Annotated in this window: 14 protein-coding genes and 1 pseudogene; 10 read left to right on the forward strand and 5 right to left on the reverse strand. The window is 54.4% G+C overall.

Annotation, left to right across the window (positions count from 1 at the left end):
* The first annotated feature begins 41 nt into the window (after positions 1 to 41).
* Together E1B03_RS02810 and E1B03_RS02815 are read left to right on the forward strand one after the other, a co-directional pair.
* Entirely contained in the window at positions 42 to 452 is a 411-nt protein-coding gene (locus E1B03_RS02810; RefSeq protein ID WP_103771853.1) for a CidA/LrgA family protein, read from the forward strand.
* On the forward strand, positions 445 to 1,134 hold the full coding sequence (locus tag E1B03_RS02815; RefSeq protein ID WP_003031745.1) for an LrgB family protein: 690 nt from the start codon (positions 445 to 447) through the stop codon (positions 1,132 to 1,134). The genes E1B03_RS02810 and E1B03_RS02815 overlap by 8 nt, the downstream gene beginning before the upstream one ends.
* A gap of 45 nt (positions 1,135 to 1,179) precedes the next feature.
* Here the strand turns inward: E1B03_RS02815 and actP are convergent, their stop codons facing one another.
* From actP to acs, 3 genes are all read right to left on the reverse strand, one after another.
* Positions 1,180 to 2,829, reverse strand: coding sequence for a cation/acetate symporter ActP (actP, locus tag E1B03_RS02820; protein ID WP_103771854.1), 1,650 nt, complete (start codon positions 2,827 to 2,829; stop codon positions 1,180 to 1,182).
* Positions 2,826 to 3,140, reverse strand: coding sequence for a DUF485 domain-containing protein (locus tag E1B03_RS02825; RefSeq protein WP_016155370.1), 315 nt, complete (start codon positions 3,138 to 3,140; stop codon positions 2,826 to 2,828). The genes actP and E1B03_RS02825 overlap by 4 nt, the downstream gene beginning before the upstream one ends.
* Positions 3,141 to 3,382: 242 nt before the next feature.
* Complete coding sequence (gene acs / locus E1B03_RS02830) at positions 3,383 to 5,341, reverse strand: acetate--CoA ligase (protein WP_103771856.1); 1,959 nt, start codon at positions 5,339 to 5,341, stop codon at positions 3,383 to 3,385.
* Between the two features lie 434 nt (positions 5,342 to 5,775).
* Between acs and nrfA the strand changes: the two genes are divergently transcribed.
* The 8 genes and pseudogenes from nrfA (at position 5,776) to gltP (ending at position 13,954) form a co-directional block, all read left to right on the forward strand.
* On the forward strand, positions 5,776 to 7,212 hold the full coding sequence (nrfA, locus tag E1B03_RS02835) for an ammonia-forming nitrite reductase cytochrome c552 subunit (RefSeq protein WP_103771857.1): 1,437 nt from the start codon (positions 5,776 to 5,778) through the stop codon (positions 7,210 to 7,212).
* 44 nt (positions 7,213 to 7,256) lie between these two features.
* Positions 7,257 to 7,823 carry a cytochrome c nitrite reductase pentaheme subunit gene (nrfB, locus tag E1B03_RS02840; RefSeq protein WP_103771858.1) on the forward strand — a complete coding sequence of 189 codons (567 nt, stop codon included), beginning with the start codon at positions 7,257 to 7,259 and terminating at the stop codon, positions 7,821 to 7,823.
* Positions 7,820 to 8,491 carry a cytochrome c nitrite reductase Fe-S protein gene (gene nrfC, locus E1B03_RS02845; RefSeq protein ID WP_005132585.1) on the forward strand — a complete coding sequence of 224 codons (672 nt, stop codon included), beginning with the start codon at positions 7,820 to 7,822 and terminating at the stop codon, positions 8,489 to 8,491. The genes nrfB and nrfC overlap by 4 nt, the downstream gene beginning before the upstream one ends.
* A complete protein-coding gene (gene nrfD, locus E1B03_RS02850) occupies positions 8,488 to 9,444 on the forward strand; it encodes a cytochrome c nitrite reductase subunit NrfD (RefSeq protein ID WP_133085654.1) in 957 nt (318 codons plus the stop codon). The genes nrfC and nrfD overlap by 4 nt, the downstream gene beginning before the upstream one ends.
* Positions 9,445 to 9,452: 8 nt before the next feature.
* A complete protein-coding gene (locus E1B03_RS02855) occupies positions 9,453 to 11,180 on the forward strand; it encodes a heme lyase CcmF/NrfE family subunit (RefSeq protein WP_103771860.1) in 1,728 nt (575 codons plus the stop codon).
* A gap of 63 nt (positions 11,181 to 11,243) precedes the next feature.
* Positions 11,244 to 11,682 (forward strand): annotated as a pseudogene (nrfF, locus tag E1B03_RS26660) (heme lyase NrfEFG subunit NrfF); the annotation flags it as partial.
* Entirely contained in the window at positions 11,679 to 12,299 is a 621-nt protein-coding gene (gene nrfG, locus E1B03_RS02865) for a heme lyase NrfEFG subunit NrfG (RefSeq protein ID WP_103771862.1), read from the forward strand. The pseudogene nrfF and the gene nrfG, both read left to right, overlap by 4 nt.
* 344 nt (positions 12,300 to 12,643) lie before the next feature.
* The gene (gene gltP / locus E1B03_RS02870; RefSeq protein ID WP_103771863.1) at positions 12,644 to 13,954 is read left to right on the forward strand and encodes a glutamate/aspartate:proton symporter GltP; all 1,311 of its coding nucleotides are present in this window, start codon (positions 12,644 to 12,646) and stop codon (positions 13,952 to 13,954) included.
* A 152-nt stretch (positions 13,955 to 14,106) separates the two neighbouring features.
* On the opposite strand, the gene yjcO is transcribed toward gltP, so the two are convergent.
* Complete coding sequence (gene yjcO, locus E1B03_RS02875; protein WP_133085655.1) at positions 14,107 to 14,796, reverse strand: Sel1 family TPR-like repeat protein YjcO; 690 nt, start codon at positions 14,794 to 14,796, stop codon at positions 14,107 to 14,109.
* A 103-nt stretch (positions 14,797 to 14,899) separates the two neighbouring features.
* Positions 14,900 to 17,047: a formate dehydrogenase subunit alpha gene (gene fdhF / locus E1B03_RS02880; protein WP_133085656.1), complete on the reverse strand. Its 2,148-nt coding sequence runs from the start codon at positions 17,045 to 17,047 to the stop codon at positions 14,900 to 14,902.
* Between the last annotated feature and the right edge of the window lie 83 nt (positions 17,048 to 17,130).

The following is a 17,130-nucleotide window of genomic DNA, read 5'->3' on the forward strand; positions in this document are numbered from 1 at the left end:
TCTCTATACTTGCTCTCTCTATTTTTTAAGGACATACCCTCATGGCTGTGGCGATAAGCCGCGTGACGCCTGCCGTTATTCATCGACTTCAGATACCCGTTCAGGTTCTGTTGTACGCAGGTCTATTTGTATTTGCTCAATATCTTGTCTCCTGGCTGCATCTGCCGCTTCCTGCCAACCTGGTCGGGATGGTGCTGATGTTGGCGTTGATTGTCTGTCGGGTTATCCCGCTGAACTGGATCCGCGCTGGCGCTCGCTGGTTACTGGCTGAAATGCTGCTGTTTTTTGTCCCGGCGGTGGTTGCAGTCGTCAACTACACGCAGCTGTTGTTGGTCGATGGCTGGCGCATATTTTCCGTCATTGCGCTAAGTACGCTGATGGTGCTTGGCGCAACGGCGTGGGTGGTAGATAAAGTGTATCGCTATGAAATGAGCAGGCTAAACCGTGAGTAATTTTCAGCTAAGCGTGCTGTGTCTGGTGATTACGCTGGGCATCTATTTTGCCAATAAGCGCCTGTATCGCCGTTTTCGTAAATTACCATTGATGCCGTTAGTGCTCACTCCGGCGCTATTGGTGCTGATGCTGGTCTTTGGGCATATCTCCTGGCAAAACTATATTGGTGAATCACACTGGCTGCTGTGGTTGTTAGGACCTGCGACCATCGCCTTTGCCGTTCCGGTTTATGACAATCTCGCCGTGATTAAGCGCCACTGGATGTCGTTGACGGCGGGCGTGGTGACGGCAACGCTGGTAGCCGTCACCAGTTCCGTATGGCTGGCGCGTCTGTTTATGTTGCCTGATGAAATCCAACGCAGTCTGGCGGTACGCTCTGTCACTACGCCGTTTGCGCTGGCGGCGGCAGAGCCGTTGGGCGGGCAGCCGGACCTGGTGGCATTGTTCGTGGTGGTGACCGGTGTATTTGGTATGGCGGTTGGCGATGTGCTGTTTTTACGACTTTCCATTCGCGAAGGAATGGCGAAAGGCGCGGGTTTTGGCGCAGCATCGCATGGCGCAGGCACGGCGCGCTCTTATGAGCTGGGTCAGCAGGAGGGCGTGGTCGCCAGTCTGGTGATGATGCTTTCCGGCGTGGTGATGGTGCTGGTAGCGCCGCTGGTGGCGAGACTGATGTTCTGAGAAAGGCAGTAATCCTCCGGCCCGGAAGCCGGAGGAGAGGGAAGATTAGTGCGCGCGACCTTGTTCTACGCCGTACCCGGTCTGGGAACGGATGAACTGAGCACGGAACTGCTCGCGTTCGCGATTGCCTTCTTCTGAGTTGTCGGTAGCAGAGAAGAACCAAATCCCGAGGAATGCTACGCTAATGGAGAACAGCGCCGGATACTCATACGGGAAAATGGCTTTTTCGTGGCCGAGGATCTGCACCCAAATCGTCGGGCCAAGCACCATCAGCACCACCGCCGTTAGCAGACCTAACCAGCCGCCCATCATCGCGCCACGCGTGGTCAGTTTTGACCAGTACATGGAGAGCAGAATGATGGGGAAGTTGCAGCTGGCCGCGATAGCAAATGCCAGGCCGACCATGAAGGCGATGTTCTGGTTCTCAAACAGCACGCCGAGCAGAATAGCAATCACGCCCAGCACCAGTACGGTGATTTTCGAGACTCGCAGCTCTTCACGTTCGGTTGCGCCTTTGCGGAACACGTTGGCGTACAGGTCATGAGAAACTGCCGATGCACCCGCCAGCGTCAGGCCGGCAACCACCGCCAGAATGGTGGCAAAGGCCACTGCTGAGATGAAGCCGAGGAACAGGTTACCGCCCACCGCGTTCGCCAGGTGAACCGCCGCCATGTTGTTACCGCCGATCAACGCGCCAGCAGCGTCTTTGTAGGCCGGATTAGCCCCTACCAGCATGATTGCGCCAAAGCCGATGATAAAGGTCAGGATGTAGAAATAACCCATAAAACCGGTGGCATAGAACACGCTCTTACGCGCTTCGCGGGCATCGCTGACCGTGAAGAAACGCATCAGGATGTGCGGCAAGCCTGCCGTACCAAACATCAGACCAAGACCTAACGACAGCGCGGAGATCGGGTCTTTAACCAGCCCGCCCGGACTCATAATGGCTGAACCTTTCGGGTGTACCGCCATCGCTTCGGTGAACAGGTTGTTGAAGCTAAAGCCAACGTGCTTCATCACCATGAAGGCCATAAAGCTGGCGCCGAACAGCAACAGAACGGCTTTGATGATCTGTACCCAGGTGGTCGCCAACATGCCGCCAAACAGAACGTACATCATCATCAGCACGCCAACCAGTACGACGGCGATGTGATAGTTCAGACCAAATAGCAGCTCAATCAGCTTACCTGCGCCGACCATCTGGGCGATCAGGTACAGCGCGACCACCACCAGGGAACCACAGGCCGAGAGAATACGGATTGGCCCTTGCTTCAGGCGATAAGAAGCCACGTCTGCAAAGGTGTAACGACCCAGGTTACGCAAACGCTCAGCAATCAGGAACAGGATAATTGGCCAGCCGACCAGGAAGCCGAGCGAGTAAATCAGCCCGTCATAACCGGAGGTAAAGACCAGCGCGGAAATCCCGAGGAACGATGCAGCAGACATATAGTCGCCCGCAATCGCCAGCCCGTTCTGGAAACCGGTGATGTTACCGCCAGCGGTGTAGTAGTCATTCCGCGAACGCACGCGTTTAGACGCCCAGTAGGTAATGCCGAGCGTAAAAATGACGAAAATCAGGAACATAACAATCGCCTGCCAGTTGGTTGGCTGGCGTTGGACTGCTCCGCTAATAGCATCCGCCGCGTTTGCGGCGAAGGGCAGCGTGGCGGCAAGCGCCGTCAGGACTCTCTTCATGATGCTTTAACCTCGTGCAGAACCGCATTGTTCAGGCGATCGAATTCACCGTTTGCCCGCCAGATGTAGATCCCGGTCAGGATAAAGGAAATAAGGATCACACCGACCCCAATTGGAATACCGCGGGTGACGCTGGTTCCCGCGTGTAGCGGAGTACCCAGCCAGCCCGGCGCAAAGGCAATTAATAAAATAAAGCTGATATAAACTGCCAGCATGATGATGGACAGAATGGTGGCAAACCGTTGCCGTTTTTCAACTAACTCCCTGAAACGCGCACTGTCTTCTATCCGCTGATAAATAGAGTCATTCATCACAGAGTCTCCAGAGATATCCCCTTCGTCTTTCGTGCTACAGGTTCGTTGGCCGCACTCGCCCACCCCAGTCACATAGTTGCCTATGCTCCTGGGGATGTGCTCGCTTGCCGCCTTCCTGTAACACGAAATCCTTTGGGGGAGGGTTTTTATATTTCCCCCCCGATAAAGAGAGGGTAGGGTCAAATTTGTAGGCCGGATAAGACGCTTCCGCGTCGGCATCCGGCATTTTCAGGACTTTGTTATGATGGCATCGCGATGGCCTGCTTCTCTTCGAGCAGTTTCTCTACCACGCCTGGGTCGGCGAGGGTTGAGGTATCGCCCAGATTGCTGGTATCGCCCGCCGCGATTTTACGCAGAATACGGCGCATGATTTTGCCGGAGCGGGTTTTCGGCAGTGAGTCGGTCCAGTGCAGCACGTCTGGCGTTGCTAACGGACCAATTTCTTTACGCACCCAGTTGCGAACCTCGGCGTACAATTCAGGTGATGGCTCTTCACCGTGATTCAGCGTGACGTAGGCGTAGATCGCCTGACCTTTAATGTTATGCGGGATACCGACCACTGCGGCTTCAGCAATCTTCGGATGCGACACCAGCGCCGATTCGATTTCTGCCGTTCCCAGACGGTGACCGGAGACGTTCAGCACATCGTCCACACGACCAGTGATCCAGTAATAGCCATCTTCGTCACGACGCGCACCGTCGCCGCTGAAGTACATATTCTTGAAGGTAGAGAAGTAGGTTTGCTCAAAGCGTTCGTGATCGCCAAACAGCGTTCTCGCCTGGCCCGGCCACGAGTCGATAATCACCAGGTTGCCTTCGGTCGCGCCTTCCAGCGGATTACCTTCGTTATCGACAATCGCAGGCTGTACGCCAAAGAACGGACGGGTTGCGGAACCTGCTTTCAGCTCGGTAGCGCCCGGCAGCGGGGTGATCATGAATCCCCCGGTTTCGGTCTGCCACCAGGTATCGACGACCGGGCATTTTTCGTTGCCGATCTTCTTCCAGTACCACTCCCATGCTTCCGGGTTGATCGGCTCGCCAACGGAACCCAGGATACGCAGCGACGAACGGTCAGTACCTTCAATCGCTTTGTCGCCTTCAGCCATCAGGGCGCGGATGGCGGTCGGTGCGGTGTACAGAATATTGACCTGGTGCTTGTCCACAACCTGCGACATACGCGCAGGCGTTGGCCAGTTTGGCACGCCTTCAAACATCAGCGTGGTTGCGCCGCAGGCCAGCGGACCGTACAGCAGGTAGCTGTGTCCGGTTACCCAACCTACGTCAGCGGTACACCAATAGATATCGCCCTGATGGTAATCAAACACGTACTTAAAGGTGGTTGCGGCGTAGACCAGATACCCGCCGGTGGTGTGCAGCACGCCTTTCGGTTTACCCGTTGAACCGGAGGTATACAGGATAAACAGCGGATCTTCCGCGTTCATCTCTTCCGGCTGATGTTCCGGGCTGGCTTTCTCGATAAGATCGGACCACCACAGGTCACGGCCTTCCTGCCACTCCGTTTTGCCACCGGTACGTTTGAGGACGACCACATGCTCAACGGTTTTCACGTTTGGATTTTTCAGCGCATCATCGACGTTCTTTTTCAGTGGGATAGCGCGTCCGGCGCGCACGCCTTCGTCGGCTGTAATCACCAGGCGTGAATTGGAGTCGATAATACGTCCGGCGACGGCTTCCGGTGAGAATCCACCGAAAATGACCGAATGCACCGCGCCAATACGGGCGCAGGCCAGCATGGCAACCGCAGCTTCCGGCACCATCGGCATATAAATGGCCACCACGTCACCTTTTTTAATGCCTAAATTCAGTAACGTATTGGCGAAACGACAAACATCGCGATGCAGTTCGCGATAGGTAATGTTTTTGCTTTGGGTGGCGTCATCGCCTTCCCAGATGATGGCGGTACGATCGCCGTTTTCCTGTAGGTGGCGATCAAGGCAGTTTGCTGCCAGATTCAGCGTGCCGTCTTCATACCATTTAATAGACACGTTGCCTGGCGCAAACGAGGTGTTCTTCACCTGGCTGTACGGCTTGATCCAATCAAGAATCTTTCCCTGCTCGCCCCAAAATGTGTCGGGTTCGTTAACAGACTGCTGGTACTTCTCTGCGTACTGCTCCGGATTTATCAGGCAACGATCCGCAATGTTTGCGGGAATAGCGTGTTTATGTATTTGGCTCATGGCTTTTGTTCTCCTTGTAGGATGTTAATAATATGTCGCATAAACGTTAAATGTAGGGGCTTTGAGAGTTTTGTTTAGTATTTGGGCGGCAGATCACGCAATAAACGAATTGTGCAAATTAGCGACAAACTGAATTTTGAAGGGAGCTAGCAAAAATTGATTAATTCTCGCGATAACATGGGGTTATCTAAAAGATTATTGAAAAGGTGATCTGTCTCTTAATTAGGCCAAAGAGTGAGAGATTTGAGGGGGGTTATAACTCTAAAGTGGTATTTTACATACACTTACAATTGATTAAAGACAACATTTTCAGTGTGGTTTCTTGTTACAAATAGGGTGGAGCAATGTCATGACAGTATTCGTGTGGTTGCTGTTATGGAAAACAATAAAAGAACCGCCATTGCAGATAATGGCGTCATCTGGATGAGACCCCTATGGCAAGGATAAAATCACGCGTACGCCGTTTCTTCAGCCTGTTATTACCTTTATTATTTATCTCTGCTGTTCACGCTGAACAAACTCCTGTACCCGCAAAAACCGTCACCGTTGAAGCGAAGAATGAAACCTTCGCTCCTCAGCATCCCGATCAATATCTCTCCTGGAAAGCCACGTCTGAGCAATCAGCCCGTGAAGATGCGCTGGCAGAAGATCCGCGTCTGGTGATTCTGTGGGCGGGATATCCCTTCTCGCGCGATTACAACAAACCGCGTGGACACGCATATGCCGTGACCGATGTGCGTGAAACCTTACGTACCGGCGCACCAAAAACGGCTGAAGATGGTCCGCTGCCGATGGCCTGCTGGAGCTGCAAAAGCCCGGACGTAGCGCGTCTTATCCAGAAAGACGGTGAAGATGGCTACTTCCACGGAAAATGGGCGCGCGGCGGTCCGGAAATTGTTAACAACCTCGGTTGTGCAGATTGCCATAACACCGCATCGGCGGACTTCGCCAAAGGCAAGCCAGAACTGACGCTGTCGCGTCCTTATGCAGAACGCGCGATGGAAGCGATCGGCAAACCGTTTGAGAAAGCCGGTCGCTTTGACCAGCAATCCATGGTCTGCGGCCAGTGCCACGTGGAATACTACTTCGACGGTAAAAACAAAGCCGTTAAATTCCCGTGGGACGACGGCATGAAAGTCGAGAACATGGAGAAATACTACGACACCATCGCCTTCTCTGACTGGACCAACTCCCTGTCTAAAACGCCGATGCTGAAAGCGCAGCACCCGGAATATGAAACCTGGAGCGCAGGTATCCACGGCAAAAACAACGTGACCTGTATCGACTGTCACATGCCGAAAGTGCAAAACGCGGAAGGCAAGATCTACACCGACCATAAGATTGGCAACCCGTTCGATAACTTCGCTCAGACCTGCGCGAACTGCCACACCCAGGACAAAGCGTCCCTGCAAAAAGTGGTCGCCGAGCGTAAACAGGCCATCCATGACCTGAAAATCAAGGTTGAAGATCAGCTGGTACATGCGCACTTCGAAGCGAAAGCCGCGTGGGATGCGGGCGCGACCGAAGCGGAAATGAAGCCGATTCTGGAAGATATCCGTCACGCGCAATGGCGTTGGGACCTGTCTATCGCCTCACACGGCATTCACATGCACGCCCCAGAAGAAGGACTGCGGATGCTGGGTAGCGCAATGGATAAAGCCGCCGATGCGCGTACCAAACTGGTCCGTCTGCTGGCGACCAAAGGCATCACCCATGAAATCCCGTTACCGGATATCTCTACTAAAGAGAAAGCCCAGGCGGCGATTGGTCTGAACATGCAGCAAATCAACGCTGAGAAGCAGGACTTCATCAAAACGGTGATTCCGCAGTGGGAAGATCAGGCGCGTAAAAACGGTCTGTTAAGCCAATAACCCCATTTCGCCCCGCAAGGGGCGAATAACTCAACGGAGTGAATATGAGCGTATTACGTTCGTTATTAACTGCTGGGGTGCTGGCGTCAGGCTTGTTATGGAGCCTGAGTGGAATTACTGCCACGCCAACGCCGCAGGAGCCGGATCAACGCTGGACGGTTACCCAACAGCGTAATCCGGATGCCGCCTGTCTGGACTGTCACAAGCCGGATACCGAAGGCATGCATGGTAAGCATGCGGAAGTCATCAACCCGAATAACAAACTGCCGGTCACCTGCACCAACTGCCACGGCCAGCCGTCACCAAACCACCGTGAAGGGGTCAAGGATGTGATGCGCTTTAATGAGCCGATGTACAACGTGGAGCAGCAGAACAGCGTCTGTATGTCTTGTCACCTGCCTGAGCAGTTGCAAAAAGCGTTCTGGCCGCACGATGTCCACGTAACCAAAGTGGCGTGTGCCAGCTGTCACTCACTGCATCCGAAGCAAGACACGATGCAGACGCTAAGTGATAAAGGACGGATCAAAATTTGCGTCGATTGCCACAGCGATCAGCGTAACAATCCGAACTTTAACCCAGCGTCGGTACCGTTGCTTAAGGAGCATCCATGAGTTGCTCTCGTCGCCAGTTTATCACCGGCGTCGGCGCGCTGGTGGCAGTGAGCGGGACGGCGGGACGCGTTGTGGCGAAAACGCTGAACATCAACGGCGTGCGTTACGGTATGGTACATGATGAGTCATTATGCATCGGCTGTACGGCCTGCATGGATGCTTGTCGGGAAGTCAACAACGTGCCGGAAGGCGTATCGCGACTGACGATTATTCGCAGCGAGCCGCAGGGGACGTTTCCTGATGTGAAGTATCGTTTCTTCCGTCACTCGTGCCAGCACTGCGACCACGCTCCCTGCGTTGACGTCTGTCCGACGGGGGCATCGTATCGTGATGCCGCCAACGGCATTGTGGATGTGAATCCAGACCTTTGCGTTGGCTGCCAGTACTGCATCGCCGCGTGTCCTTATCGCGTGCGCTTTATCCATCCGGTGAGCAAAACGGCGGATAAATGCGATTTCTGCCGGAAAACCAACCTGAAAGCGGGCAAACAGCCCGCCTGCGTGGAGTCATGCCCGACGAAGGCGCTGACGTTTGGTAATCTGGACGATCCTAACAGCGATATCTCTCGTTTGTTGCAGCAGAAAACCACCTACCGTTACAAGCTGGCGTTAGGCACAAAACCGAAGGTCTACCGCGTTCCCTTTAAATTTGGGGAGGTGAGCCAATGACATCCGCTTCTGCATTTCATTTTGAATCACTGGTATGGGACTGGCCCATTGCCATCTATCTGTTCCTGATTGGCATCTCCGCCGGACTGGTCACGCTGGCGATTCTACTGCGTCGTTTCCATCCGGAGGCGGGCGGTTCGGACAGCACGCTGCTGCGCACCACGCTGGTGTTAGGGCCGGGGGCGATTATCTTCGGCCTGTTAATTCTGGTGTTCCACCTGACGCGTCCATGGACCTTCTGGAAACTGATGTTCCACTACAGCTTCACTTCGGTGATGTCGATGGGGGTCATGCTGTTCCAGTTGTACATGGTGGTGTTAGTGCTGTGGCTGGCAAAAATCTTTGAAAAAGAGGTGATTGCCCTGCAACAGCGCTGGCTGCCACGGTTAGGAATAGTGCAGAAAGCGCTGACGCTGATAACGCCGTTCCATCGTGCGCTTGAGACGTTAATGCTGGTGCTGGCGGTCCTGCTCGGGGCGTACACCGGGTTCTTGCTGTCGGCGCTGAAATCCTACCCGTTCCTGAATAACCCGATCCTGCCGGTGCTGTTCCTGTTCTCCGGAATCTCCTCCGGCGCGGCGGTGGCGCTGATCGCCATGGCGTTACGCCATCGTAGCAACCCGCACAGCACTGAAGCGCACTTTGTGCATCGCATGGAGGTCCCGGTGGTATGGCTGGAGATCTTCCTGCTGGCGGCGTTCTTTGTTGGTCTGGCGCTGGGCGATGACGGAAAAATGCGTGCGCTGGCGGCGGCTCTGGGCGGCGGATTCTGGACCTGGTGGTTCTGGCTTGGCGTGGCAGGACTTGGATTGGTATTGCCGATGCTGCTAAAACCCTGGGCCAACCGCAGTTCGACGTTTCATGGCGTGCTGGCAGTGTGTGGCGCCAGTCTGACCGGCGTGCTGTTGCTGCGCTTTTTTATACTCTATGCGGGTCAGCTAACCGTTGCGTAAGGTGATATCTGGACGTTCTCCTTCCTGAAGCCGGTTTTCTGGCGCTGTTATTAAGCCTCGGGGTCAATGTGTTGACCCCGCTTGCTGTGTTGGTGGGTGTCCGCCAGCGCTGGCAAGGCGTGATGCGTCTGGCAAGCGTGGGCGCATGGGTGCAATTTACTCTGCTGCTGCTGGCTTTTGCCATTCTGGTATTTAGCTTTTTGACCAGCGACTTTTCGGTGGTTTACGTTGCTCAACACAGCTACAGCCTGCTGCCGTGGGGATTAAAACTGGCGGCGGTGTGGGGCGGGCATGAAGGATCGCTGCTGCTGTGGGTGCTGTTTCTTTCCGGCTGGAGCGCGCTGTTCGCTTTTCGCTATCGGCATGATTCCGACGCGCTGTTTCCACTGACGCTCAGCGTCCTTTCCATGATAACGGCCCTGCTGCTGCTGTTTGTGGTGGTATGGTCCGATCCGTTCGTGCGTATCTTCCCGCCAGCCATTGAAGGGCGCGACCTTAATCCGATGCTGCAACATCTCGGGTTAATCCTCCACCCGCCGCTGCTATACCTGGGTTACGGTGGCCTGATGGTGGCGGCAGGTGTGGCGCTGGCCTCGTTGCTACGTGGTGACTTTAATGCGCAAAGCGCCTGGGTGTGCTGGCGCTGGGCGCTGCCTGGCTGGTGCGCGCTGACGCTGGGGATTATCCTCGGCTCCTGGTGGGCCTACTGCGAGCTGGGCTGGGGCGGCTGGTGGTTCTGGGACCCGGTTGAAAACGCTTCTTTATTACCCTGGCTTTCCGCCAGCGCGCTGTTGCATAGCCTGTACATCACATGCCAGCGCGGGATCTTCCGCCACTGGTCGCTGCTGTTGGCGATCGTCACGCTGATTTTATCGCTGCTCGGGACGCTGATTGTGCGTTCCGGCATTCTCGTTTCGGTGCACGCTTTCGCGCTGGATAACGTTCGCGCCGCACCGCTGTTTGCGCTGTTTAGCGTATTGAGCCTGGCGTCGCTCGCGCTGTACGCCTGGCGAGGCCAACAAATTCGCCAGAGTGCGCGTTTTAGCGGCTGGTCACGCGAGATGCTGATTCTGGTCGCGTTATTACTTTTTTGCGCGGTGCTGCTGATCGTGCTGATTGGCACCCTCTATCCGATGATTTACGGGTTGTTCGGCTGGGGTCGGCTCTCTGTGGGCGCTCCGTATTTTAACCGCGCCACGCTGCCCTTTGGCCTGTTAATGCTGCTGGTTATTGTGCTGGCAACGGTCAGAAGTCGCAAAGTACCTGTTCGTTGTCAGCTTCCGGCACTGCTGGCGCATGCCGGGGTGCTGGTGTTTGCGGCGGGGATCGTTTTCTCCAGCGGCAGTCGTCAGGAGATAAGCCTGAATCTGAGTCCTGGGCAGCAGGTGGAACTAGCGGGATACACTTTCCGTTTTGAGCGTCTCGACCTGGAAGCAAAAGGTAACTACACCAGTGAAAAAGCGCAGATCACGCTGTGGCAGGATGAGAAACGCATTGGCAGCCTGCAACCTGAAAGACGCTTCTATGCTGCGCGTCGTCAGCAGATGATGGAGCCGGGGATCCGCTGGGACCTGATGCATGACTGGTACGCGGTAATAGGCGAAAAAACCGGAGCGGACCGTTATGCCATGCGCTTGTACGTGCAGACCGGCGTGCGCTGGATTTGGGGCGGGGGGCTGTTAATGGTCTTTGGCGCGCTGCTGAGCGCATGGCGAGGGAGGAAGCGTGATGCGTAAATTAATCACAGCGTTGCCGGATGGCGGCGTAAACGCCTTATCCAGCCTACAAGGTGCGCAAACCGTAGGCCGGATAAGCGCAGCGCCATCCGGCAGAAAGTTTTTACTCTTAACGCTCGTCCTGTTTTTCATTACTTTCGCCACCCATGCCCAGGTTGTGGATACCTGGCGCTTTGACAATCCGCAGCAGCAGGAGAAAGCGCTGTCTATTGCCAGTCAGCTACGCTGTCCGCAGTGTCAGAACCAGAACTTGCTGGAATCCAATGCGCCCGTGGCAGTCAGTATGCGCCATCAGGTTTACAGCATGGTTGCCGAAGGCAAAAGCGAAGCGGAAATCACCGCCTGGATGACCGAGCGTTACGGTGATTTCGTGCGCTACAATCCGCCGTTGAATGAGCAAACGCTGCTGCTGTGGGCGCTACCATGCCTGCTGTTATTACTGGTGGGCGTGGTGGTCTGGCGGGTGAGAAGGCGTCAATGCGCAGAGGAGGGGGAGCAATGAACCAGGGCGAACGCTCCACTGTGCCGTTACGTCCAATGCCCGTGAAGTGGCTGACCGCTGCGACGGTGCTGATGGTTGCGGCTTGCGTTGGAGGCTATCTGTTGACGCCCAAATGGCAGGCGGTTCGTCAGGAGCAGGCGCGACTGGCGGATCCTTTACATGCGTTCTCAGATGAAAACGTTCAGGAAAAACAGCTGCTTCTGCTGCAATCGCAAATTCGCGCCAATCCACGGGACGGTGTGAAATGGGCGCAACTTGGTGAGTACTATCTTTGGCAAAACGCGTATCATAATGCGCTGTTGGCCTACGAGCAGGCGCTGCGTGTCGGCGGTGAAAATGCTGAGATCTATTCGGCGATGGCAACGGTATTGTATTACCAGGCCGGACAACATATGACGCCGCCTACCCGTGAGCTAATTGATAAGGCCCTGGCGTTGGACCCGGCAGAGGTCACCGCGCTGATGCTGTTAGCCTCAGATGCGTTTATGCAGGCAGACTACGCCCAGGCTATCTCAGTGTGGCAAAAGGTTATGGATTTAAACTCGCCGAGGGTGAACCGGGCACAGCTCGTTGACTCTATTAATATGGCGAAGTTATTGCAGAATCGGCAAAAATAAATTTGTTTTTTTTGTGATTTGTATCATTTGGCCTGTTTGAAAAATAGGCGAACGAACAAATGAGCAAAAAAAACTCTCGCCATGACTTCTTCATTTTTGAACATATTAAAATTCTTTTATAACAAAAAGTTATTCATTATTACCGCAATAAAATTGCATTTTTATGCATAAATTCAGCGAAAGGCTCTGTTCCTGGAGGGTTGCGCGAGGCATCGCGCAAGTGATAATGATAATAAGCGTTAAAAAACTCCATAAACGAACGCAACACAAATCATACCCTTTCAGTATGTACTATTCCCACACGCCGCATGTGGAATAGCGCTCCATCGAGGAAGTCCGTTGTTATGAAAAATTTGAAAGTCAGCCTGGCATGGCAGATTCTAATCGCTATGGTGCTGGGTATTCTGCTAGGGAGTTACCTGCATTACCACAGTGACAGCCGTGAGTGGCTGGTTGTAAACCTGCTGTCACCGGCGGGCGATATCTTTATCCATCTGATCAAAATGATCGTTGTGCCCATTGTCATCTCTACGCTGGTTGTCGGTATCGCCGGGGTTGGTGATGCAAAACAGCTGGGCCGCATTGGCGCCAAAACTATTCTCTATTTCGAAGTGATCACCACCGTGGCGATTATCCTTGGTATTACGCTGGCGAATGTGTTCCAGCCGGGTGCCGGGATTGATATGTCGCAACTGGCGACCGTGGATATTTCGAAATATCAAAGCACGACCGCAGAAGTACAGAGTCACGCGCATGGCCTGATGGGTACGATTTTGTCACTGGTACCGACCAACATCGTCGCATCGATGGCAAAAGGCGATATGCTGCCGATTATCTTCTTCTCGGTGCTGTTCGGTTTAGGTTTGTCTTCTCTGCCGGCAACTCACCGCGAGCCGTTGGTTACCGTGTTCCGCTCTATTTCCGAAACCATGTTTAAAGTGACGCACATGGTTATGCGCTATGCGCCGGTCGGTGTTTTCGCGCTGATTGCCGTTACCGTCGCGAACTTTGGTTTTGCCTCCCTGTGGCCGCTGGCGAAGCTGGTGTTGTTGGTGCATTTCGCCATCCTGTTCTTCGCGCTGGTGGTGCTGGGAATTGTCGCGCGTATCTGCGGTTTGAGCATCTGGATCCTGATCCGCATTCTGAAAGACGAGCTGATTCTGGCCTACTCTACCGCCAGCTCCGAAAGCGTACTGCCGCGAATTATCGAGAAGATGGAAGCCTATGGCGCGCCAGCTTCAATCACCAGCTTTGTGGTGCCGACCGGCTACTCATTCAACCTTGATGGTTCAACGCTGTACCAGAGTATCGCCGCCATTTTCATCGCGCAGCTGTACGGTATCGACTTGTCGCTGTGGCAGGAAATCGTGCTGGTGCTGACGCTGATGGTGACCTCAAAAGGGATTGCGGGCGTGCCGGGCGTATCATTCGTGGTGCTGCTGGCAACGCTTGGCAGCGTGGGAATTCCGCTGGAAGGGCTGGCGTTTATCGCCGGTGTTGACCGTATCCTCGACATGGCGCGTACCGCGCTGAACGTGGTGGGTAATGCGCTGGCGGTGCTGGTTATCGCCAAGTGGGAACACAAATTTGACCGCAAGAAAGCGCTGGCCTATGAGCGCGAAATGCTGGGTAAATTTGATAAGACTGCTTTGTAGGCCGGATAAGGCAACGCCGCCATCCGGCAACCTGCTCCGGGTTGCCTGATGGCACTACGCTTATCAGGCCTACAACTTCGCTTAATCGCCCTACATTCCTTTTGCAGGCCTGATAAGACGTGGTAGCGTCGCCCTCAGGCAATCTACCCTCGCTATCCGTTGGTTAGTTTTTCAAACTCTTCGCAGCCGGTATCAAACCCTTCCATACAGCTCAGATTCAACCAGTGCAGCGCCTTCTGTTTATTCTTCACGATAAAACCCTGTTCACCGTTTAAGAACATCATCCCAGCCCAATATTCGGAATAACCGGTGCGGGAAATGGCTGAGCTACGCTTGAAATACCACGTTGCTTTCTCATCATCTGCGGGAATGCCCACGCCGTTGGCGTAAATCAGTCCGAGCAGCATTTGCGCGTCGACGGCGGAGTCATTTTCCAGGTCTTCGGAGGCGTTTTGCAGCAAGGTAATGGCTTTAGGATAATCGGTGTGTCCTGCCTGGGTGTTAACCAGAATCCGTGCCAGAGTAAGTTCTCCCGCTTTACTGCCCGCTTTGGCTGCCTTTTCCGCCAGCGTTTTGGCCTGGGGGTAATCCAGACTGACCGGATTTGTAATTTTGATTTGCGCCAGTAGCGCGCAGGCGTCGGCATCGCCGTTGTCGGCGGCTTTTTGCGCCCAATACTCGGCTTTGCTTAAATCGCCCGAACTGAACCAGCTATCGGCAAGAAAGTACTGTGCGCGACGGTCCCCTGCCTCAGCGGCCTGTAAGTACTGGCTTCCTGGCTCAGTATCACTGGCATGGGCAAAGAATGTCATAAAGAACATCAATGCAATGAGTTGTTTCATTTTGAGTTTTATTTAGGGTACGGAATGAACAGTATAAAGAGATCGTATGGATAAAAAAACAGCCTCCGGGCGGAGGCTGTTGCAGAACAGGTACGTAAACGGACTAACCCATCGCGCTTTCGCGCAGGCTGGCTTTCAGCTTAGTGTACTCATCAATGACATACTGCTCGGCAGCGCGCTGATCGGCAATGCGTTCAACGTTAACGGCACAGTACTTGTACTCCGGCGTTTTGGTAATCGGGCTTAAGTTCTCGGTTACCAGCTCATTACATGCGCCAATCCACCACTGGTAGGTCATGTAAATCGCGCCTTTGTTTGGACGATCGCTGACTGCCGCACGGGTAATGACCCGGCCTTTACGCGAGTTAACCCACACCAGCTCTTCATCCTGGATGCCCAGGCGTTCTGCGTCGGCGGTGTTGATCTGGGCATAGCCCGGTTCATCCGCCAGCGCGGCCAGCGCCGCACAGTTACCGGTCATCGAACGGCAAGAGTAGTGGCCGACTTCACGCACCGTAGACAGTACCATCGGGTACTCCTCGGTGAGTTTGTCGATAGGCGCTACCCAATCGCAGGTGAAGAACTGCGCCAGGCCATTCGGGGTGTCAAACTTCTCTTTGAAGAGGTAAGACGTACCCTGATCGGCTTCTGAAGTGTCGCGGCAAGGCCACTGGATATAACCCAGTTCGCCCATTTTCTCGTAGGTGGCACCGTAGAAATCCGGGCACAGATGACGCAACTCATCCCAGATTTCCTGGGTGTTGTTGTAATGCATCGGGTAGCCCATACGGGTGGCGATTTCACTGATAATCTGCCAGTCCGTTTTCAGATCCCACTTCGGCTCAACGGCTTTAAAGAAGCGCTGGAAGCCACGGTCAGCCGCGGAGAAGACGCCTTCATGCTCGCCCCATGACGTAGACGGTAAAATAACGTCTGCGGCAGCGGCAGTTTTGGTCATGAAGATATCCTGCACGATGACCAGTTCCAGATCCTCAAAGCCTTTGCGCACTGCAGAGAGTTCAGCATCGGTTTGTAATGGATCCTCACCCATAATGTACGCCGCGCGTACTTCGCCATGCGCCGCACGGTGCGGCAGTTCGCTGATGCGATAGCCGGTATGTGCAGGCAGACTTTCCACGCCCCAGGCTTTAGCGAATTTCTCGCGGTTTTCCGGGAGCTTAACATACTGATAGCCCGGATAGGTATCCGGCAGCGCGCCCATGTCGCATGCGCCCTGAACGTTGTTCTGGCCACGAACCGGGTTAACGCCCACGCTTGGCTTACCGAGGTTGCCGGTCAGCATGGCGAGGCTGGTCAGTGAACGCACGGTTTCCACGCCCTGATAGAACTGGGTAACACCCATGCCCCACAGGATGGCCGCGCTTTTCGCCGTGGCGTACATACGAGCAGCCTGACGAATATCCTGTGCGCTAACGCCAGTGATATCTTCGACGGACTCCGGCGTGTAGCCTTCGACAATCTTGCTGTACTCTTCGAATCCTTCCGTACGGGAGGCGACGAACGCCTGGTCGTACAGTTTTTCTTCGATAATGACATGACCCATGGCGTTGAGCAGCGCGATGTTCGAGCCGTTTTTCAACGCGATGTGCATGTCGGCAATACGCGCGGTTTCAATTTTGCGCGGATCGCAGACGATGATTTTCGCCCCGTTACGTTTAGCGTTGATCACGTGATTCGCCACGATCGGGTGGGAATCCGCCGGGTTGTACCCGAAGATGAACACTAAATCTGTGTTATCAATTTCATTGATAGCATTACTCATTGCGCCGTTACCGACCGATTGGTGCAGACCTGCAACCGATGGGCCGTGTCAGACGCGAGCGCAGCAGTCGACGTTATTGGTACCAATAACGGCGCGCGCGAATTTTTGCATTACATAGTTGGTTTCGTTACCCGTACCGCGAGATGAACCGGTCGTCTGAATAGCGTCCGGGCCATACTTCGCTTTAATGGCGCTCAGACGAGTAGCGACGTAATCAAGCGCTTCATCCCAGGAAACGGATTCCAGTTTGCCGCCACGCTGGCGACGGATCATTGGGGTTTTCAGACGAGGGGTCAGGATCTGGGTATCGTTGATAAAATCCCAGCCATAGTAGCCCTTCAGACACAGGGTACCCTGGTTGGTTTTCCCCTGCGCCGCTTCAGCCCGGACGATTTTGCCGTTATCGACCACCAGGTTGATTTTGCAACCTGATGCGCAATATGGGCAAACCGTGACGACTTTTTTCATCGGTCTCGCTCCAGTTAATCAAATCGCGCATACGCGCTTGTCGCTTTAGTTATGCATCTTTTATGCCATGTTTTTATCAGGGG

This window comes from Citrobacter arsenatis (assembly GCF_004353845.1).
GTDB classification, from domain to species: Bacteria; Pseudomonadota; Gammaproteobacteria; order Enterobacterales; family Enterobacteriaceae; genus Citrobacter; species Citrobacter arsenatis.